Genomic DNA, 19,850 nt, shown 5'->3' with positions numbered 1-19,850 from the left:
AAAAATTATTTAGCAATTCAAAAATATAAAGCTCCAAAAAGGTGTATTAGTCTTTATAAAATTCTGCATATTGGTATTTTTAAGGGATAGAAAAAGATAATTATCCGGATTGGCTAACCTTTTGATAGTGATGAAAATTGATGTTTTTGGTTGAATTTTAAGCGTTTTTTACAAACCTTTTTACTTAAGTGTTTGAAAATGTTTGATTTTTATATTTATTTAACTATTCTTTTAGAGCATTTGACACTCAGCATATTCTTTTGCAATCTAAAACTCGAATTTAGTGGCGATGGTCAACAACCGCAGAGTTGATAAACCATCTTCAAAAACAAAAGGGAACCGGGCAAGGATCTCCCGATTTTAAGAAAAGGCAGTGGATTATTATGAAAAAGACTCTTTTAGCACTAGCAGTGCTTGCAGCAGCAGGTTCTGTTAACGCAGCAGAAATCGTTAAAAACGACAGCGGTTCAGTAAACTTCTACGGTCAAATCCGTGAAGCAATGACTTACTCTCACTCAAATGATGAGTCTAAGACTGCTGCTGATGCAGGTTCTTCTCGTGCTGGTATCAACGCATCTTGGAAACTAACTGACGACCTAAACCTAATCGGTAAAGCCGAGTTCGGTATTGTTAGCTCAATGAAAAGCCGCCAAAACTGGATCGGTGTGTCTAGTGATGATTACGGTTCTCTATACGTTGGTCGTACAGCTCTACTAGCTGATGACGTGTACGGTGCAGAGTACTCTTGGTACTACGGTATTTCTGATAAAGCTCTATACGATACAGACCTAGCAAACGACTACTTCTATCAAGACAACGCAATCAACTACGATTTTATCAAAGATAACTACTTCGTACGTGCTCAGTACAACCTGGCTGAAAAAGATTCTGCTGCTAAACAAGCGTCTATCTTTGTTGGTTCAACTATGGGTGATTTGAGCTTCCACTCTGGTATCGTTTACTTCGAAAACAATACTACAACAACTTCTCAAGCAGCTAACGCTACAACAGGTGTTGTAACTGAAACTTCAACTAAGAATGACACAGAGTCTCTATCTACTGAAGTTACTGTAGAATACAAACTAGACGCTCTAACTCTAGGTGCAACATACGCACACATCAACCGTACAGAAGGTAACACTGACAACAATTCTAACGGTTACAACCTTGGTGCAATGTACAAACTGTCTGACGCAACTACTGTATACGGTGGCTACCAATACGTTGAAATGCAAGACAAATCAAACGCAGACATCCAAAACAGCTACGTAGGTGTTAGCTACCGTCCTGTAACATGGGCTCTGACTTATGTTGAATACGGTTACAACGACACTGAAAGCGCAGCTGCTGTGAATGCTCTAGCAGTTGGTGCTCGCGTTTACTGGTAATATCAGTCGCTTAGCATGTAGAATAAACCCAGCATTTATTGCTGGGTTTTTTAATGGAGATAATAATGAAAAATTTTTGGAGTATCGGGTGTTTGAGTCTGGGATTGGCACTATCTTCTACTGCCTTTGCCGATGTTAAACTAGAGTTCCCCGATACAGTGAACCTTTTAGTAACAAATATGCAGACGCCGAAAGTTAGTGGGAGCTTGTTGGATAACAATAAGTCAATTACCCTGCCTAACGGTGTTAATCAGGTGGTATTTCAATTTACACCTGACTTCTTAGATAAGAATGATTACAAAAAGGTTTATAGTCACATCGTTGTTGCTCGCTTTGATGCAAAAGACGACACTTTGGTTTTGAAGATGCCAAAGTACAAAAGCTACTACGACGCAAAAGTGAATATCGAAAAGATGACGTGGCAGTTGCATTCCAGCAAGACAGACAAAGATATCAACGTTGTTGACGATAAATTGAGTGTAACTGGTTTCGTGTTAGGTCGTGACTACACTAATGAAGTGATGGAATACAATCGCGCTGGTGGTAAAGCCGCAGTGGCTGTCAGCTATGTTACGGTTAATACAGATAAACCGGTTCTTGGTGATTCAGGAAAAACCGTAAAAGTAGCCACTGAACAGCATTTAAAAGTCGGTACTTTATCTGAACTTCAACGTTTGTATCTGCAGTCTTCAGCACAAGATCGCAAAGCATTCCGCAAATGGATTGTCGACCAAGAGTAAGCTTGGTTTTACATGAGATATGAGTAAAAAAACCAGCGGTAGCTGGTTTTTTATGGTGCAAAGGTTAACCGCAGCACTTTTTGTATTTTTTACCGCTACCACAAGGACAAGGATCGTTGCGGCCTACTTTAGAATGCGTCGTGGTTTGTGGAAATTCACCATCAACGTAATACCACAATTGTCCTTCACGTAAGAAACGCGAGCGCTCTTCTAAACAGTAGGTCTGACCGTGGTCTGAAAAATGCGCTTTAAAGTGCACATAACCTTCTGAGTCATTGCTCCCTTCATCGGTAGAAAGTACTTCAAGCTTATTCCAGTGACTGTTCGCTGAAGCCGCTATTTCAGCTCTGTCTTGCTCTGCGTTGCACGAGGGGTGATAGGTTGCAACGATAAAATCAACCAATTTCAGTACGTGTGCACTGTATCTAGCCCGCATTAGCTGCTCAGGCGTTTTGGCGTTAGCGTGATCATGATGAACTGGTTGGCAGCAGTCTGAATAAGCTAGACCGGAGTTACAATAGCAGAGAGTCATAGGCAATATCGAATTATAAAATGATGGGAAAGTCTAAGTAGAAACTATAATAATGTCTATAAATTCATATCCATTAACACATCTGCCCACTCAATCGCGTCATCATAACTGCTAATCACGTCAGCGTGAGTTATTGCTAATTTATCCGCTAAGTGCGAGACATGAGCCCAATCAGCGGTTTCATAGCCGATCGCCAAATCGAGAATTTCTCCTAGCGTCCCTTTATGTTGCAATAAAGCCAGTTTGATTGCGGAGTCGATAGGCATTTGCTGCAGGATATTCTCTAAAGGTTGATCGAGCAAACTATCGAGTAATGAGAACATGCCAGTTAAAAAAGCTGCGCCTTGTTCAATGCTGTTATCCCGCTTTTTAGCTCGTTGCCAGAGCAATTCACAAAAACGAGCACGTTGGATCGAGAGAGTATAAAGTGCATGAGGCTTTGATTTTTGAGCGGAGGCAATGGCGACAATGGAGATAAAGCGACGTAGACGTTGCTCTCCTAGATAAACAATCGCTTGTTTAAAATTCTGGATCTTGGAACTGACACTAGCGGAAGCGTTCACAAACGAAAGCAATTTATAAGACATCGAAAGATCGCGGGAGATGATCGCTTCTAAAGCAGGATAATCAAGTTGATCTTTTGCGACCTCTTTACAGAGTTGGATCAAAGTCAGAAATGAGGGATCAAGGGACTGGTGTTGTAAGATCTCAGGGCGTGCAAAGAAATAACCTTGGAAAAGGGTAAAACCAGCGGCTTTGGCTTTTTGAAATTCGTCGTAGGTTTCAATCTTTTCGGCAAGAAATTCAATGTTGAACTGTTTGGTACGCGCCATAAATTGCTTAGCAATGTCGACTGAGGTCTGCCGAAGATCGAATTTGATCACTGAAACATAAGGTAAAAAAGCGTTCCACTCTTTACTCGGAATAAAATCATCTAAAGCAATCTTATAGCCCTGCTTGTGCATGTGTCTTATCGAGGTCAACAATTCCACTGAAGGCGGACAGGTTTCCAATACTTCTATGACTAAGCTATTGGTTGGAAACACCGTGGGTATCATATTAACCAGGCTATGGTAGGGAAAGTTAACAAACCCTAGTTTGCCTCCGAGCGTATGGTAATGCGTCGATAAAAAGTGATCCGACAGCAACTGGCTAGTTGCTTTTTCAGGATCAATTTCTGGAAAACTGTTGTTAGGACCATCTCTAAACAGTAATTCATAACCAATAGTGACACGATCACTATTTAAAATAGGTTGCCTAGCGATATAAGAAAATTTTGGTGTGGCCTTAGTCGACGCCATAACTCTTGTTCTAGTCATTAATAATCCATTTACTAAGCGTATTCCAAAATTGTTTGTTTGGTGGGCTAAATGTTGTGATTTAGTTTAAAAAGCACGTTTTTCTAACGTGAAACCATTGGGTGTGAATACTCCTACCGATCCTTGCTCATACCAGTCACCTAAAACCACGCGAGTGCCATAGGAGTGACGATGAATATCAGGGCGATGAGTGTGGCCATGGATCATGAGTGAGACACTATGATGTTGCAGACGCTGTTGGACTTCGTCGGGAGTGACGTCCATGATCTCCATCGCTTTGTGTTGTTTATCTTGGCGAATATCCTGCTGAATCTTAGAGACCAATTTACGCTTGATAAAGAGAGGGAGGCGATTGAACAGCCATTGTAGCCAAGGCTGATGGACCTTCTTGCGAAACGCTAAGTAACGGACATCTTGGGTGCACAAGGTATCGCCATGGAGAAGAAGTGCTTTTTGCCCATAGAGATCGACAACATGTTCTTCTGCCAGCAGTGTTACTCCCGTTCGGCGCGCAAAACGTCGACCCACTAAAAAGTCACGATTGCCATGAATGAAATAGCAAGGAACGCCAGCTAAAGTGAGTTGACGAAATTCAGCTTGAATCTTCAGTGCAAATTCACTGTCATCATCATCGCCAACCCAAAAATCGAAGAGATCACCGAGCACATAAAGCGCATCACAATCAATCGCTTCAGTGCGCATGAAACGAACGAAACAATCGGTAATGTCGGGGCGTTTAGGGGTGAGATGTAAGTCAGATATAAATAATGTTTTTTGCATAGGAAAATAGATGGAGCGCCGCAGCGCTCCATAATCGAATTACTCTTCGATAGTGGTGCTAGTAATCACCACTTCTTCTAGTGGAACGTCTTGGTGCATGCCGTAAGAACCCGTGCTAACGCCTTTAATCTTGTTAACGATGTCCATACCTTCAACAACTTCACCAAATACACAGTAACCCCAACCATCACGGCTTTCAGAGCGGAAGTTTAGGAAAGTGTTGTCGTTCACGTTGATAAAGAATTGTGAACTTGCAGAATGGGGTTCCATAGTACGTGCCATAGCGATGGTACCTACTTTGTTGCTCAGACCATTGTTTGCTTCATTTTTGATAGAAGCACGAGTCGCTTTCTCTTTCAGGCCTGAAGTCATACCACCGCCCTGAATCATGAATCCATCGATAACACGGTGAAACAGTGTGTTGTCGTAAAAACCGTCACGGCAGTATTGAAGAAAGTTTGCACTGGTTTCTGGTGCTTTTTCTTCGTTCAACTGAATTTTAATATCACCAAAGTTAGTGTGAAGGGTGATCATGAGCATTACCTTTGCTTTGTTTTGTATGAAATGGCAATTCTAGCTTAACTTTTTGTTCATTCAAAACATCAAATGGATGACCTGACGATAACAGAGTTGTTATACTACGGAACCATTTCGTTTTTTAGACAGTTTAGATAGAGATCATGTTGAAGATATATAACACACTCACACGACAAAAAGAGGAATTTAAACCGATCAATGCTGGCAAAGTCGGCATGTATGTCTGTGGGGTCACCATATACGATCTCTGTCATATTGGTCATGGTCGTACTTTTGTTTCTTTTGATGTGGTGTCGCGTTACCTGCGTTACCTTGGTTACGATTTGACTTTCGTTCGTAACATTACGGATATCGACGATAAAATTATCAAGCGTGCAGCAGAAAATGGTGAGTCATGCGATTCATTAACTGAACGCTTAATTCAAGAGATGTACACCGACTTTGATGCACTGAATATGCGTCGTCCAGATGTAGAGCCAAGAGCGACCAAGTTTATTGCTGAGATCATCTCTTTAGTTGAGAAACTGATTGAAAAAGGTTTTGCTTATGTTGCCGATAATGGCGACGTCATGTTCGAAGTGGCTAAATTTGACGATTACGGCAAATTGTCACGTCAAGATCTTGATCAGTTACAAGCGGGTGCGCGTGTTGACATTGAGACAGCTAAACGCAGCCCATTAGACTTCGTGGTTTGGAAAATGTCGAAACCTGGCGAACCAACTTGGGAATCGCCTTGGGGCGCAGGTCGTCCAGGATGGCACATCGAATGTTCTGCGATGAACTCATCTATTTTAGGTGACCACTTCGATATCCATGGTGGTGGTTCAGACCTTCAATTCCCACACCATGAAAATGAAATTGCACAATCATGCTGTGCGCACGGTGGCCACTATGTAAATACGTGGATGCACAGTGGCATGGTGATGGTTGATAAAGAGAAGATGTCTAAATCTCTTGGCAACTTCTTTACCATTCGTGATGTGCTTAATCACTACGATGCGGAAACTGTGCGCTATTTCTTGATGTCAGGTCACTACCGCAGTCAATTGAACTATAGCGAAGAAAACCTAAATCAAGCTCGTGCGTCACTAGAACGTCTTTACACCGCTTTACGTGGTCTTGATAGCCAGGCTGAAGCTGCGCATAACGAAGAGTACATTCGTCGTTTTACTGAATCGATGAATGATGACTTTAATACACCAGAAGCTTATTCAGTGCTGTTTGATATGGCTCGTGATATCAACCGTCTGAAAACCGAAGATATGGCTCAGGCGAGTGCACTAGGTGCGTTAATGCGTGAGTTGGCTGATGTGATTGGCATTTTGTACCAAGACCCTGAGCACTTCCTACAAGGCGATGCTGGTAACTCTGATGAAGTGGCAGAAATTGAAGCGCTCATCAAGTTACGTAACGACTCTCGTGCAGCTAAAGATTGGGCTAACGCAGACGTTGCTCGTGATAAGTTAAATGAGATGGGCATTGTGCTAGAAGATGGTCCAGAAGGAACTACTTGGCGCCGTAAGTAAGGTGAGCTGAGTATCGTGCTTATGATGAAAGTGGGCTTTAGGCCCACTTTCTTTTTACATGCATCTTATTTAATTGGATGTTTAGCCCGGAACGGGTGGCCATTGCTACCGTGATACGGCGAATTAAGCTAACATCTTCAAGAATATCGTTACCTTATCAAGATTTATCTATGTCTATCATTTTGGGGATTGACCCCGGCTCTCGTATTACTGGTTATGGAGTGATACGCCAACAAGGTCGACAACTGCAGTATTTAGGCAGCGGCTGTATTCGAACATCTGAAAAGGAACTGCCACTGAGGCTCAAGCAGATCTACGCTGGAGTGAGCGAAATCATTACCCAATTTCAACCGGATGTATTTGCTATAGAACAGGTGTTTATGGCGAAAAATGCGGATTCGGCGCTAAAACTCGGTCAAGCGCGCGGCAGTGCGATTGTTGCTGCAGTGAATGCCGATTTACCCGTGTTTGAATACGCGGCTCGTTTGATCAAGCAGGCCGTCGTCGGAACGGGCGGAGCCGAGAAAGCTCAAGTACAGCACATGGTGCAACAAATGTTAAAACTGCCTGCCAAGCCACAAGCTGACGCTGCCGATGCATTAGGCGTTGCTATTTGTCATGCCAACACCAATAAGACCTTGATAGCGTTGGCTGGTAAGGCGACCAGTGCTCGTCGGGGGCGTTACCGTTAAAGGGGTAACCTATCTTTTACTGGCTATCCATCCAGTTATTGATTATCATCTTTTGCAAAGTTAAGTCATTAAAAGGATACCACCGTGATCGGACGTCTTCGCGGAATATTGATTGAAAAACAACCACCTGAAGTGTTAATCGAAGTCGGTGGCGTTGGTTATGAAGTTCAGATGCCAATGAGTTGTTTTTACGAACTCCCTAATGTGGGTGAAGAAGCCGTTATTTACACTCATTTTGTGGTGCGTGAAGATGCACAACTTCTGTATGGATTTAACACGGTTAAAGAACGAGCTCTGTTTCGTCAAGTGATTAAAGCCAATGGTGTGGGTCCTAAGATGGGCTTGGCCATTCTCTCTGGCATGACGGCATCACAGTTTGTCTCTTGTGTCGAAAGAGAAGATATTTCAACACTGGTCAAGTTACCTGGGGTGGGTAAGAAAACCGCTGAACGTCTTGTCGTTGAAATGAAAGATCGCTTGAAAGGGTGGGGGGCTGGTGACCTCTTTACTCCAGCGACCGATGCCGCACCTATCGACAGCTTCCCAGCAGGAGAACAGAGTGCTGAAGAAGAAGCAGTAAGTGCACTTCTCGCTTTAGGATATAAACCCGCACAAGCTTCAAAAGTGGTTTCACAAATTGCTAAACCTGGAATGAGCAGTGAGCAATTAATTCGTGACGCACTAAAATCGATGGTGTAACGAGTTATCACGTTACGAAATAAGGACGTATTTGCGTCACTTTGTTATCTATTTACCGGTAACGCAGCAACAATTAAGAAAAGTCATTAGGAACCTCATTCATGATAGAAGCAGATCGCCTCATTGCACCTGATAGCCCTTCTTTTAGAGAAGAAGAAGCGATTGATCGTGCGATTAGACCGAAAAAATTGTGCGATTATCAAGGGCAAGATCATGTCCGTGATCAGATGGAAATCTTTATTCAAGCCGCACAAAAGCGTAATGAGGCGCTCGATCACCTGTTGATTTTTGGTCCTCCAGGCCTTGGTAAAACAACGTTAGCCAACATTGTCGCTAACGAAATGGAAGTCAATATTCGCACTACATCAGGACCCGTGTTAGAGAAAGCCGGCGACTTAGCCGCATTGTTAACCAATCTTGAAGAAAATGATGTGTTGTTTATTGATGAGATCCACCGTCTTAGCCCTGTAGTTGAAGAAGTGCTCTATCCAGCGATGGAAGATTACCAATTAGATATCATGATTGGTGAAGGACCTGCTGCTCGTTCAATTAAGATTGATTTGCCACCGTTCACCCTAATCGGGGCTACCACACGAGCGGGATCGTTAACTTCGCCGCTACGTGATCGCTTTGGTATTGTCCAACGCCTTGAATACTATAATGTTGCAGACCTGCAACATATCGTACAACGCAGTGCTAACTGTCTTGGACTCTCAATGGACAGTGAAGGGGCATTAGAAGTTGCGCGGCGTGCTCGCGGTACTCCACGTATCGCAAACCGTTTGTTACGTCGCGTGCGCGATTACGCCGAAGTGAAAGGTGATGGTCATATCAGTGCTGATATTGCAGACAAGGCATTAAATATGTTGGATGTTGACCACCAAGGCTTTGACTATATGGATCGTAAGTTATTGTTAGCCATTATGGAGAAGTTTTCGGGTGGGCCAGTAGGGCTGGATAACTTAGCTGCAGCGATCGGTGAAGAGAAAGATACGATTGAAGATGTATTAGAGCCTTTTCTTATCCAACAAGGCTACCTTCAACGTACTCCAAGGGGTAGAATAGCGACCGATAGAGCATACTTACATTTCGGCCTTGATCGATAAACGTTACAAAAATTAGCATCTGTTTATATTTGACACCTTAGGGTGATCTGGATCACAAATAATTAAATCCATTTTAAGATGAATAGTTAGCAAGATGAGTGTGCTTGTTAACTATTTGTTCTCCCTCTCCCCATCTTTTTTCTAGAATTTACGTATTAGTAACAATAAAACGGTAATTTTATTGATTTGAATCATTTTGTTGTTTTCTTGGTCTGTTTTGCGTGATGAAACTTGATTTGAATCAAAGCGGAATCTGCCTATAAACCTTTTGAAACAAACAAGTTTTGGAAGTAGTATTAGTCGCAGCTATATTAGCTAGCGCTTAACAATTAACTAACCACAACGGCACATGATTACAACAAAAATCACTTTTTTATAACAACCCTACATTTTGTGTAACTAAGTGAAAATGAGTAACAGTGCTCAACGTGTCTTTCAGCCGACACAAAGGAGTTACTATGATTGACGTAGTTGATCTGTCGCGATTGCAGTTTGCATTGACAGCGATGTATCACTTCTTATTCGTACCTCTGACTCTAGGCATGACTTTCTTGCTTGCCATCATGGAGTCTCTTTACGTAATGACCGACAAACCAGTTTACAAGGACATGACTAAGTTCTGGGGTAAATTGTTTGGTATCAACTTTGCCCTAGGTGTTGCCACTGGTCTCACCATGGAATTCCAATTTGGTACAAACTGGTCTTATTACTCTCATTATGTAGGTGATATTTTCGGTGCCCCTCTTGCTATTGAAGCATTAGTTGCCTTCTTCCTTGAATCTACCTTTGTGGGTCTATTCTTCTTTGGTTGGGATCGACTATCTAAACGTCAACACTTAGTTGCCACTTGGTTAACCGCTATCGGTTCAAACTTCTCTGCGCTTTGGATTCTTGTAGCAAACGGCTGGATGCAAAACCCAGTTGGCGCTGAATTCAATTTCGAAAGTATGCGTATGGAGATGGTGAGCTTTGCGGATGTGGTTCTAAACCCTGTAGCTCAAGTGAAATTTGTTCACACTGTTGCTGCTGGTTACTGTACTGGTGCAATGTTCATTCTAGGTGTAAGTGCATACTACCTACTGAAAGGCCGTGATATCGCATTTGCTCGTCGTTCATTTGCTGTTGCAGCATCGTTTGGTATGGCGGCAGTTCTCTCTGTTATCGTACTAGGTGATGAATCTGGTTACGAAATGGGTGATGTACAGAAAGTGAAGCTGGCAGCCATCGAAGGTGAATGGGAAACTCAACCAGCTCCTGCAGCATGGACATTGATTGGCTTACCAAGCAATGAAGAGCGCGAAACGAAATACGCAGTTCAGATTCCTTGGGCTCTTGGTATCATTGCAACTCGTTCTCTTGACGAAGAAGTACCAGGATTGCGTGACCTTCGTGAGCAACACGTTGAACGTATCCGTAATGGTATTTACGCGTATTCACTACTCCAGAAATTGCGTGCAGGTACTCAAACTCCTGAAGACCAAGCTAACTTTGAAAATGCGAAGCAAGACTTGGGCTACGGTCTATTACTAAAACGCTACACTGATGAAGTAACTGATGCGACTGAAGAACAGATCCAACAAGCGGCGGATGATTCAATCCCTGAAGTTTGGCCTCTATTCTACTCATTCCGTATCATGGTCGCTTGTGGTGTGGTTATGCTATTGGTATTCGGTGCGGCATTCATTCAAACGTGTCGTAACAAGATTCAACAATACCCAATTTTGCTAAAAGCAGCATTGTGGTCAATCCCTCTTCCTTGGATTGCAGTTGAAACAGGCTGGTTTGTTGCTGAATACGGTCGTCAACCATGGGCTGTTGGTGAAATTTTACCAACCAACGTTGCTGCGTCTGCGTTGACTATGGGTGAATTGATTGCGTCGTTGATTGCCATTCTCGCGCTATACACAATCTTCTTAGTTGCTGAAGTGTATCTCATGGTGAAATTCTCTCGTAAAGGTCCAAGCAGTTTGAAAACAGGCCGCTACCATTTCGAGCAAAACGGTAACTCTGTAGAAGACAAAGTTAGCCGCCAAGTAGAAGCTTAAGCAAGGAGACACAATAATGTTTGATTACGAAGTCCTACGATTTATTTGGTGGATTCTAATTGGTGTGCTGTTTGTAGGTTTCTCAGTCGCTGATGGTTTCGATATGGGCGTGGGTGCACTTGTGCCATTTATTGGCAAAGGTGACTCAGAGCGTCGTGTAATGATCAACACCATTGCCCCTCACTGGGATGGTAACCAAGTTTGGCTTATCACTGCTGGTGGTGCTCTATTTGCTGCATGGCCTATGGTTTACGCGGCATCATTCTCTGGTTTCTATTTTGGTATGATCCTCGTACTGGCTGGCCTATGGCTACGTCCACTGTGTTTGGAATACCGTGCGAAAATTGATGATGACAAATGGCGCAACGCGCTAGATATCGGTATTTCGATCTCTGGTTTTGTTCCACCACTGATCATTGGTGTTGCATTTGGTAACCTTCTACAAGGCGTACCGCTAGACATTAACGAATTCCTAATGGTGACTTACCACGGCTCATTCTTTGGTTTGTTGAATCCATTCGGTATTCTATGCGGTTTGGTTTGTGTGTTCATGTTCCTTATGCAAGGTGCTAGCTGGCTACAGATGAAAACCGATGCAGAGCTTCACACTCGTGCACGCTCAGTAACTCAAATTATGGGTATTCTCACGGCAGTTCTGTTTGTTATTGGTGGTTTCTGGATTCAACACATTGATGGCTTCCTAGTGGCAAGCAATATTGATGCAAATGCAGCGTCAAACCCACTGTCTAAAGAAGTCGTTCGTCAAGCTGGTGGTTGGATGCATAACTTTGATGTCTACCCAGCAATGTGGATTGCCCCTATTCTTGGTGTTGTAATGCCGCTTCTTGCTGTACTGTTTTCTCGCGTTGGCAAAGGTGCGTTGGCATTTGTTACTTCAAGTCTAGGTATTGCTGGTATTATCTTTACTGCCGGTTTTGCCATGTTCCCATTCATCATGCCTTCAAGCTTAAATCCAAATGTAAGCTTGACGATGTGGGATGCAACTTCAAGTGAGTTGACCCTGAAACTGATGACGGGGGTTGCTGCGGTATTCGTGCCAATCATCCTGCTGTACACTGCGTTCTGTTACTACAAAATGTACGGTCGTGTTAACAAAGAATATGTTGAAGACAAAAACAATTCTACTTACTAAGGAGCTGACAATATGTGGTATTTCGCTTGGATTCTAGGCCTATTATTGGCTTGTTCATTCGGTATCATCAACGCTCTTTGGTTAGAGCACAGAGAGATGATGGATAAAGATAGTGAGTAATAATTGGTCCGAAAAGGTTACCAAAATTCATGCACCTCTTGATAAGGCTCTGCTTAGAGCCTTATCCATGGTTCTTGGTTTTTACCATATCGCCATGATGATGTGGGATCCCAAGCATTATTCAGCTGCGATTGGTGGGTTTAATCCAGTGATTGCACCGCTGATGATTTGGGCTTTATGTTCCAGCATGATTTTTGGCGTAGGTTTTAAACCGCGCCACTGGTTTTGGCAAATCCTATTCAGTCCTTATTTTTCGCTACTCATTTTGCTCTATTTGACGGTGTTACGCCTGGTTGGTTAAGGCCAACTTGTCATAATAGCGTCATAGTGTGTTGATGAATTAATCAAGTTAGCGCTGTCTTGTTGAGACAGCGCTAATTTTTTATCAGTTATTTGTGAAAACAGCCCTTAGCCTTGTACTCCACCCAACAAGTTGCGTTATAGTAATCAGTCAGTTGTATTACTATTTGATAGAACGTGCCAAAACTATGAAAACTTTCGAATGGCCTGTCACTGTGTACTATGAAGACACAGATGCTGGCGGAGTGGTTTATCACGCCAACTACCTCAAATTTTTTGAACGTGCTCGTACCGAAATGTTGCGACATATCGGAATTAACCAACAAGCTCTTCTGGAACAACATGTCGGTTTTGTTGTCCGACACATAGACATCGACTTTTTGAAAGGTGCTCGTCTTGACGATAAGTTGACGGTAAACACGTGTGTTTCTCAACTTAAAAAGGCTTCCCTGACATTCTGTCAAGAGCTGGTTAATCCTGAAGGTCAACTATTGTGTAAAGCAATAGTTAAGGTAGCATGTATCAACAATCAGAACATGAGGCCCATTGCTATGCCTCAGTCATTAAGTGTGGAGTTAACCCCCAGTGAGTGCTGATATTTCAATTCTTGATCTGTTTCTACAAGCCAGTTTTCTCGTTAAATTGGTCATGCTGTTACTGCTAGGTATGTCCATTGTTTCTTGGACAATGATATTGCAACGCAGTAAAGCGTTATCTAAAGCACAAAAAAGTGCCGATGCTTTTGAAGATAAGTTTTGGTCGGGTAGTGATCTTTCTGCTTTATATCAAGATTCCAAAAAGCGCAAAGATGATTTAGCGGGAACCGAAGAGATTTTCTATTGCGGTTTTACTGAGTTTGCTCGCCTACATAAAACCAATGCGGCTTCTCCTGATTACGTTATGGAAGGAACCGGTCGTTCCATGCGTGTTGCGGTCGGTCGTGAAGTCGAAGAGCTAGAAACCCATTTACCTTTCCTCGCAACTGTTGGTTCAATTAGCCCTTATATTGGTCTATTCGGTACAGTGTGGGGGATTATGCACGCCTTTATCGCGTTAGGTCAGGTTAAGCAAGCGACGCTAGCCATGGTTGCACCTGGTATTGCAGAAGCACTTATCGCAACCGCGATGGGTTTGTTTGCTGCAATTCCTGCCGTTATCGCTTACAACCGTTTAAGTAACAAAGTCAGTAAGCTAGAGCACGGCTACGCCACCTTCTCTGAAGAATTTCACAGCATTTTACATCGTCAAGCGATGGCAGGTAGGGAATAAGTTATGGCGGGTTATCAACCGAAGAAACGGAAGATGACAGCTGAAATCAACGTCGTTCCTTATATCGATGTTATGTTGGTTCTGTTGATCATCTTCATGGTCACGTCGCCTTTTGTGACACAAGGTGTCGATGTCGATTTACCGAAGACCACCACGGCCAAACCTGCTTCAGAACTTGCAGGTGACAGCTCTAGTTTCATCATTGTGGAGATCGACAAAGAAGGGAAATTGGGAATTAGTGTCAATGATGAAGAGATGCAGCGTGGCATTTCTTTATCGGACGCCATTGTAAGAATTAAAGCTGAGCGACAAATCAACCCTGAAACACCGGTTGCGGTGGGGGGAGATAAAGCCACTCCTTATGCCAATATCGTGATGGTGCTGGATGAGTTAAGCAAAGCGGGTATTCCCAAAGTTGGTTTGTTAACGGATATCAAGGAATAGGCTTAGCACTGTTCATGAAAACAAAGAGAACGAACAAAAGTTATTACAAGAAGCCTCTGCTGATATCTTTCGTATTGCATTTGTTATTGATTGCAGCATTGATTTGGGGCTCGGATTTCACCATGGAGAAGCCGAAACCAACGGGAAATATGGTTGAGGCGGTGGTGATTGATCCGCAAGTAATTCAAAAACAAGCTCAGCAGATCCGTCAGCAGCGTGAAGCCGCAGCGCAGAAAGAGCAGGAACGCCTTGATAAGATGCGCCGTGAAAGCGAACAGCTTGAAACCAATCGCCGCGCTGAAGAGGAACGCATTCGTAAGCTAAAAGAGCAACAAGTTCAAGAAGCCAAAGCTGCGCGCGAAGCTGAAAAGTTACGTAAGCAGAAAGAGCAAGAACAAGCTGCTGCCGCTGAAAAAGCACGGAAAGAGCAAGAGCTAGCGGCGAAAGCGGAAGCGGATCGTAAAGCACGTGAAGCTGCTGCAGCGAAAGCTGAACAGCAACGCATAGCTCAAGAAAAGGCGGCAAAAGCGGCTGCGGATAAAGCACGTAAAGAGCAAGAGGCCGCTGAAAAAGCAGAGCAACAACGTATCGCACGTGAAAAAGCCGCTCAAGAAGCAGCTAAGAAAGCGGCGGCAGAGAAAGAGCGTTTGAAGAAACTGCAGGAGCAGAAAGAGCAACAGCAAAAAGCGCTCGATGATATTTTTAAAGGCTTAGAAACTGAGTCAACAAATAACCAATCTGCTCAAGCAAAGCACGTAGCCAGTGAGTCCCAACGTTGGGGTGCTATCTACTCACAGCTCATCCAACAGAACTTGATTTTGGAGGATAGTTACCGTGGGAAGGAGTGTAAGGTTAACTTGCAGTTGATACCCACTGGCAGTGGTGCGATTGTTGGCAATTTGAGCGTTCAAGGGGGGGATTCCCGCTTATGTTCTGCGACTAAGCTCGCAGTTGCGAAAGTTGGGACATTTCCCTTACCTAAAGATGACGCGGCTGTCATAGAAAAACTGAAAAATATCAACTTAACCGTTGTTCCAGAGTAAAAAGGAAATGCTTGTGTTTAAGCGATTACTTCTAGGATGCTTATGCTTAGTGCTAAGCAGTTTACACATGGCCAATGCGGCCTTGGATCTTGTCATTACGGATGGTATCAACGCGGCACGCCCTATTGCCATTGTTCCTTTTAAATGGGAAGGCAAATCTCCCTTACCGCAAGATGTCTCTGCTGTCGTCTCTTCTGACTTGATGCGCAGCGGTAAATTCAGTCCGGTGCCAACCAGTAAAATGCCACAAACACCTTACAGTGAAGATGACATAAATTTTGAAGCATGGACCAAACTTGGTGTTGATTCACTGCTGACTGGGACTATCTCACAAGATGCGAAAGGCGATTACGTTATTAAATATAAGCTGATTGACGTAGTGCGCGGTCAGCTTACCAATGGACAAAGCAAAGGCTTAAGTTCTGATGGCCAATTGATTTTATCCAAAGACCATATTCTGTTTAGCAAAATTGCTACCGTTCCTGCACAACGTCTGCGCGAATATGCACACCGTATTTCTGATTTGGTTTACGAAAAGTTAACGGGTGAGAAGGGTGCATTCTTAACTCGAATTGCTTACGTTGTTGTCAACGATAAAGAAGCGTACCCATATCAACTACGCGTAGCTGATTACGATGGCTATAACGAAAGATTAGTACTGCGCTCCAAACAACCTTTGATGTCACCATCTTGGTCGCCAGACGGGAAAGAGCTTGCTTATGTTAGCTTCCAAAACGGGCACGCTGAGATCTATATGATGAATATCTATACGGGTAAACGTGAAAAGCTGACATCATACCCACGTCATAATGGCGCGCCGGAATTTTCACCGGATGGTAAGAAGTTAGCGCTCGTATTATCTAAAACAGGATCGCTACAGTTGTATATACTTGATCTAGAAACGCGTAAGCTGACTCAGATCACCAATGACCGTGCAAACAACACTGAGCCATTTTGGTTCCCTGACGGCAAATCACTGATTTTTACTTCGGATCGGGGTGGTAAACCACAGATTTATCAAGTAAATTTAGGTGACGGTTCTACTAAACGCCTGACTTGGCAAGGTAGTCAAAATTTGGGGGGCCAAATCACCCCAGATGGTCGATATCTTGTAATGGTTAACCAAAACAATTCAGGGTTTAATTTAGCAAAACAAGATTTGGAAACAGGAGCTGTGCAAATTCTGACGAAGACTTTGCTTGATGAGTCTCCAAGTATCGCGCCTAATGGTGCTATGGTTATATACAGCTCGATTTATAACGGAACTAACGTTCTTTCCATGGTATCGATAGACGGAAGATTTAAAGCGAGATTACCAGCAACGAATGGACGCGTAAGAGCTCCAGCTTGGTCACCGTTTTTATAAGCACAAACTTTTCAATAGTAAGGAAAATAAAGATGCAATTTAACAAAGTTCTTAAAGGGCTACTGATCGCGCTACCAGTTCTAGCAATGACAGCATGTAGTTCAAGCGATGATGCAGCAAATGCATCTGGCTCTTCTGAAACAAACCAACAACAAACTGCTCCAGCGACAGACACAACAGACAACACAGTTGTGACTCCAATGGGTGACAACAGTTCTCAAGTTTCTGAACAAGAAGCTAAAGAGCAAGCTCTTCGCGAAAATCAAACTGTATACTTCGCGTTTGACAACGCAACTATCGCTAGCGATTACGAAGATATGCTAGCGGCTCACGCTTCATACTTGAGCAAAAACACCAATCTTAAAGTGACTATCGAAGGCTACACTGACGAACGTGGTACTCCTGAGTACAACATCGCTCTAGGTGAACGCCGTGCGAAAGCAGTTGAAAAATACCTAGAAGCACTAGGTGTTGCACCAACTCAAATCTCTATCGTTAGCTACGGTGAAGAAAAACCTCTAGTTCTTGGTCAATCTGAAGAAGCGTACGCGAAAAACCGTCGTGCGGTTCTAGTTTACTAATAATTGAGGAAGAACCTCATGTTCAGTAACTTAAAGCGCGTAGTCACGCTTTCGTTACTGGCAAGTGCAGCGAGCTCCGTGCTCGCTGCACCAGCTCCAGTATCCGATATTGGCAATAGCGCCAGTACAAGTGCAAGCACCGCGTCTGTGAGCTCAGGACCTGCATCTGAAACGGATGTTCAGCGTTTGGAGCGCCTCCTAGAAAACCGCAATCGCACCCAGTTGCAAATGCAACAGCAGTTGGATGAGATGTCTCAAGAGATCCGTGACTTACGTGGTCAAATCGAAAAAAATAGCTACGACATGCAACAGATGGTGCAACGTCAAAGAGAGTTATTTGTCGAGTTAGACCGTGTTCGTAGCAACATGAAATCACCAGCGGCGACTCAAGCTGCGACCGATGATAAAGCGGATGATACGGATTCAGGCACATTCTCGGCGAATGCTAACGAGCAATCTGCTTATCAAGATGCCGTTGATCTTATCTTGAAAAAGAGAGATTACACTGGCGCAATTGCTGCGTTCCAGAAGTTCCAAAAAGATTTCCCGCAATCGGTTTATTTGCCTAACAGCCATTACTGGCTGGGTCAGCTGTTCTTTGCGAAGAAACAAGATGTTGATGCGGCAAAAAGTTTTGCTGCAGTAATTTCTTATCCTAAATCGAACAAGCGCGCTGACGCGTTAGTAAAATTGGGTGACATCGCAACACGTAACAATAATGCGGCTCAGGCGAAGAAATACTACCAGCAAGTTGTGGATGAATATCCAAGTAGTGCTTCAGCCGAATTGGCGCGCACTCATTTAAAATAATAGCCAGTCGAATTTACTGATTCAGTATCTTTGCCTAAGTTATTAAGCGATTAATGAGGAAAATATTCCTCATTAATTGTTTCTATCGGCAGGTCTGCCATTCATCTTATTGTTTACTCTTTAACCTCTCTCCGTGCTTCTAAATCTGTCACCGATACTGCTTGTTGTTACCTTGGTTGCTGCAGAATGATTCATCCAATAAATGAGAGGTGGGTTTTGTGTGTTTTACAGTTATCAGTGTACACTGTGAAAACACGAAAAAGCCGTTTAGAGCAGAGCAATGACACACATCTTGGATAAAATCGAAACTGTTTACCCATTTCCACCTAAGCCTGATGTTTTATCGGCAGCCCAGAAATTGGAGTATGTCGCGAGTATTAAGGAGCTGCTAAAAGAGAAAGACGCAGTTTTGATCGCGCATTATTATACCGACCCCGAAATACAAGCTTTGGCTGAATCTACCGGCGGATTTGTCGGTGACTCATTAGAGATGGCAAAATTTGGTAATCGCCATACCGCGACCACTTTAGTTATTGCAGGCGTGCGCTTTATGGGCGAGTCGGCAAAAATTCTCACCCCAGAAAAGCGTATCTTAATGCCCACGTTAGAGGCGGAATGCTCTCTCGATTTAAGTTGCCCAGCTGACACTTTTGCCGCATTTTGCGATGCTCATCCAGACCATACCGTGGTGGTTTACGCGAATACATCGGCGGCGGTTAAAGCAAGGGCTGATTGGGTCGTTACTTCGAGCATTGCGCTTGATGTCGTTGAGCATCTCGATAGTGAAGGGAAGAAGATTATCTGGGGGCCAGATCGCCATCTAGGCTCTTATATCGCAAAGCAAACCGGCGCAGAGATGCTGCTGTGGAACGGTGAATGCATTGTTCACGATGAGTTTTCTGCCGATGCTCTGCGCAAAATGAAAGCTCTTTATCCCGATGCCGCGGTACTTGTTCATCCAGAATCACCATCCAGTGTGGTTGAATTGGCCGATGCAGTAGGTTCAACTAGCCAGCTAATAAAAGCAGCACAGACGTTACCTCAGTCGACGATGATCGTGGCTACAGATAAAGGCATCTTCTTTAAGATGCAGCAAATGGTTCCTGATAAGACATTAATTGAAGCGCCAACCGCAGGAGCCGGTGCTACCTGTCGTAGCTGTGCTCATTGCCCGTGGATGGCGATGAATGGTTTAGTGGCGATTGAAACCGCTCTTAAGCAGGGCGGGCGTGAACATGAAATTTTTGTTGATGAAGAGACCAGAGTCAAATCCCTGATCCCTTTAAATCGGATGTTGGAGTTCGCTCAAACGTTAACGCGTTAGATAAAAATATCTCGCTCAAGCCCTGATTCGGTTAAATCGCCAAACAGGGCTTTTTATATGTCTATACAAGCGCCAA

At 43.6% G+C, this 19,850-nt stretch carries 22 protein-coding genes; 18 read left to right on the top strand and 4 right to left on the bottom strand.

From position 1 onward, the window contains the following. Window positions 1–383: 383 nt before the first annotated feature. Both OCV11_RS11215 and OCV11_RS11210 read left to right on the top strand, forming a co-directional pair. A complete protein-coding gene (locus OCV11_RS11215) occupies window positions 384–1,388 on the top strand; it encodes a porin (RefSeq protein ID WP_261892935.1) in 1,005 nt (334 codons plus the stop codon). A gap of 65 nt (window positions 1,389–1,453) precedes the next feature. After that, entirely contained in the window at window positions 1,454–2,128 is a 675-nt protein-coding gene (locus OCV11_RS11210; protein ID WP_261892934.1) for a DUF2057 family protein, read from the top strand. Between the two features lie 64 nt (window positions 2,129–2,192). Here OCV11_RS11210 and OCV11_RS11205 read toward each other — a convergent pair whose 3' ends face one another. The 4 genes from OCV11_RS11205 to OCV11_RS11190 form a co-directional block, all read right to left on the bottom strand. Next, a complete protein-coding gene (locus tag OCV11_RS11205; protein ID WP_261892933.1) occupies window positions 2,193–2,660 on the bottom strand; it encodes a YchJ family protein in 468 nt (155 codons plus the stop codon). Window positions 2,661–2,716: 56 nt separating this feature from the next. Beyond that, the gene (locus OCV11_RS11200) at window positions 2,717–3,979 is read right to left on the bottom strand and encodes an EAL and HDOD domain-containing protein (RefSeq protein ID WP_261892932.1); all 1,263 of its coding nucleotides are present in this window, start codon (window positions 3,977–3,979) and stop codon (window positions 2,717–2,719) included. A gap of 66 nt (window positions 3,980–4,045) precedes the next feature. Beyond that, window positions 4,046–4,759, bottom strand: a complete 714-nt coding sequence (lpxH, locus tag OCV11_RS11195; RefSeq protein ID WP_261892931.1) for a UDP-2,3-diacylglucosamine diphosphatase — start codon at window positions 4,757–4,759, stop codon at window positions 4,046–4,048. A gap of 39 nt (window positions 4,760–4,798) precedes the next feature. Beyond that, window positions 4,799–5,293 carry a peptidylprolyl isomerase gene (locus OCV11_RS11190; protein ID WP_261892930.1) on the bottom strand — a complete coding sequence of 165 codons (495 nt, stop codon included), beginning with the start codon at window positions 5,291–5,293 and terminating at the stop codon, window positions 4,799–4,801. Window positions 5,294–5,439: 146 nt separating this feature from the next. Between OCV11_RS11190 and cysS the strand changes: the two genes are divergently transcribed. The 16 genes from cysS (at window position 5,440) to nadA (ending at window position 19,774) form a co-directional block, all read left to right on the top strand. Then, entirely contained in the window at window positions 5,440–6,822 is a 1,383-nt protein-coding gene (gene cysS, locus OCV11_RS11185) for a cysteine--tRNA ligase (protein ID WP_261892929.1), read from the top strand. Window positions 6,823–6,992: 170 nt separating this feature from the next. Beyond that, window positions 6,993–7,514, top strand: a complete 522-nt coding sequence (gene ruvC / locus OCV11_RS11180; RefSeq protein WP_261892928.1) for a crossover junction endodeoxyribonuclease RuvC — start codon at window positions 6,993–6,995, stop codon at window positions 7,512–7,514. A gap of 84 nt (window positions 7,515–7,598) precedes the next feature. Continuing rightward, on the top strand, window positions 7,599–8,213 hold the full coding sequence (gene ruvA, locus OCV11_RS11175; RefSeq protein ID WP_261892927.1) for a Holliday junction branch migration protein RuvA: 615 nt from the start codon (window positions 7,599–7,601) through the stop codon (window positions 8,211–8,213). A 101-nt stretch (window positions 8,214–8,314) separates the two neighbouring features. Beyond that, window positions 8,315–9,319 carry a Holliday junction branch migration DNA helicase RuvB gene (gene ruvB / locus OCV11_RS11170; protein WP_261892926.1) on the top strand — a complete coding sequence of 335 codons (1,005 nt, stop codon included), beginning with the start codon at window positions 8,315–8,317 and terminating at the stop codon, window positions 9,317–9,319. A 458-nt stretch (window positions 9,320–9,777) separates the two neighbouring features. After that, on the top strand, window positions 9,778–11,364 hold the full coding sequence (gene cydA / locus OCV11_RS11165; RefSeq protein WP_261892925.1) for a cytochrome ubiquinol oxidase subunit I: 1,587 nt from the start codon (window positions 9,778–9,780) through the stop codon (window positions 11,362–11,364). A gap of 16 nt (window positions 11,365–11,380) precedes the next feature. Beyond that, window positions 11,381–12,517, top strand: a complete 1,137-nt coding sequence (cydB, locus tag OCV11_RS11160) for a cytochrome d ubiquinol oxidase subunit II (RefSeq protein ID WP_261892924.1) — start codon at window positions 11,381–11,383, stop codon at window positions 12,515–12,517. A gap of 12 nt (window positions 12,518–12,529) precedes the next feature. Further along, entirely contained in the window at window positions 12,530–12,637 is a 108-nt protein-coding gene (cydX, locus tag OCV11_RS11155; RefSeq protein WP_068714084.1) for a cytochrome bd-I oxidase subunit CydX, read from the top strand. Beyond that, the gene (gene ybgE, locus OCV11_RS11150) at window positions 12,630–12,938 is read left to right on the top strand and encodes a cyd operon protein YbgE (RefSeq protein WP_261892923.1); all 309 of its coding nucleotides are present in this window, start codon (window positions 12,630–12,632) and stop codon (window positions 12,936–12,938) included. The genes cydX and ybgE overlap by 8 nt, the downstream gene beginning before the upstream one ends. A 187-nt stretch (window positions 12,939–13,125) precedes the next feature. Next, window positions 13,126–13,533: a tol-pal system-associated acyl-CoA thioesterase gene (gene ybgC / locus OCV11_RS11145; RefSeq protein WP_261892922.1), complete on the top strand. Its 408-nt coding sequence runs from the start codon at window positions 13,126–13,128 to the stop codon at window positions 13,531–13,533. Continuing rightward, window positions 13,523–14,206 (top strand): protein TolQ, encoded by a 684-nt coding sequence (tolQ, locus tag OCV11_RS11140; protein WP_261892921.1) that lies wholly within the window; start codon window positions 13,523–13,525, stop codon window positions 14,204–14,206. The genes ybgC and tolQ overlap by 11 nt, the downstream gene beginning before the upstream one ends. Window positions 14,207–14,209: 3 nt before the next feature. Then, window positions 14,210–14,650, top strand: a complete 441-nt coding sequence (gene tolR / locus OCV11_RS11135; RefSeq protein WP_261892920.1) for a protein TolR — start codon at window positions 14,210–14,212, stop codon at window positions 14,648–14,650. Window positions 14,651–14,664: 14 nt separating this feature from the next. Beyond that, on the top strand, window positions 14,665–15,693 hold the full coding sequence (tolA, locus tag OCV11_RS11130) for a cell envelope integrity protein TolA (RefSeq protein WP_261892919.1): 1,029 nt from the start codon (window positions 14,665–14,667) through the stop codon (window positions 15,691–15,693). A 13-nt stretch (window positions 15,694–15,706) separates the two neighbouring features. Continuing rightward, window positions 15,707–17,059 (top strand): Tol-Pal system beta propeller repeat protein TolB, encoded by a 1,353-nt coding sequence (tolB, locus tag OCV11_RS11125; RefSeq protein WP_261892918.1) that lies wholly within the window; start codon window positions 15,707–15,709, stop codon window positions 17,057–17,059. A 32-nt stretch (window positions 17,060–17,091) separates the two neighbouring features. Further along, on the top strand, window positions 17,092–17,640 hold the full coding sequence (pal, locus tag OCV11_RS11120; RefSeq protein WP_261892917.1) for a peptidoglycan-associated lipoprotein Pal: 549 nt from the start codon (window positions 17,092–17,094) through the stop codon (window positions 17,638–17,640). Window positions 17,641–17,658: 18 nt separating this feature from the next. Beyond that, window positions 17,659–18,450 carry a tol-pal system protein YbgF gene (ybgF, locus tag OCV11_RS11115; protein ID WP_261892916.1) on the top strand — a complete coding sequence of 264 codons (792 nt, stop codon included), beginning with the start codon at window positions 17,659–17,661 and terminating at the stop codon, window positions 18,448–18,450. 280 nt (window positions 18,451–18,730) lie between these two features. Beyond that, a complete protein-coding gene (gene nadA / locus OCV11_RS11110) occupies window positions 18,731–19,774 on the top strand; it encodes a quinolinate synthase NadA (protein ID WP_261892915.1) in 1,044 nt (347 codons plus the stop codon). Window positions 19,775–19,850 lie beyond the last annotated feature (76 nt).

The sequence above is a fragment of the Vibrio porteresiae DSM 19223 genome (assembly GCF_024347055.1).
Classification (GTDB): Bacteria; Pseudomonadota; Gammaproteobacteria; order Enterobacterales; family Vibrionaceae; genus Vibrio; species Vibrio porteresiae.
Note: the sequence above shows the minus strand (reverse complement) of the source record. Positions and strands in the feature narration are given on the sequence as shown.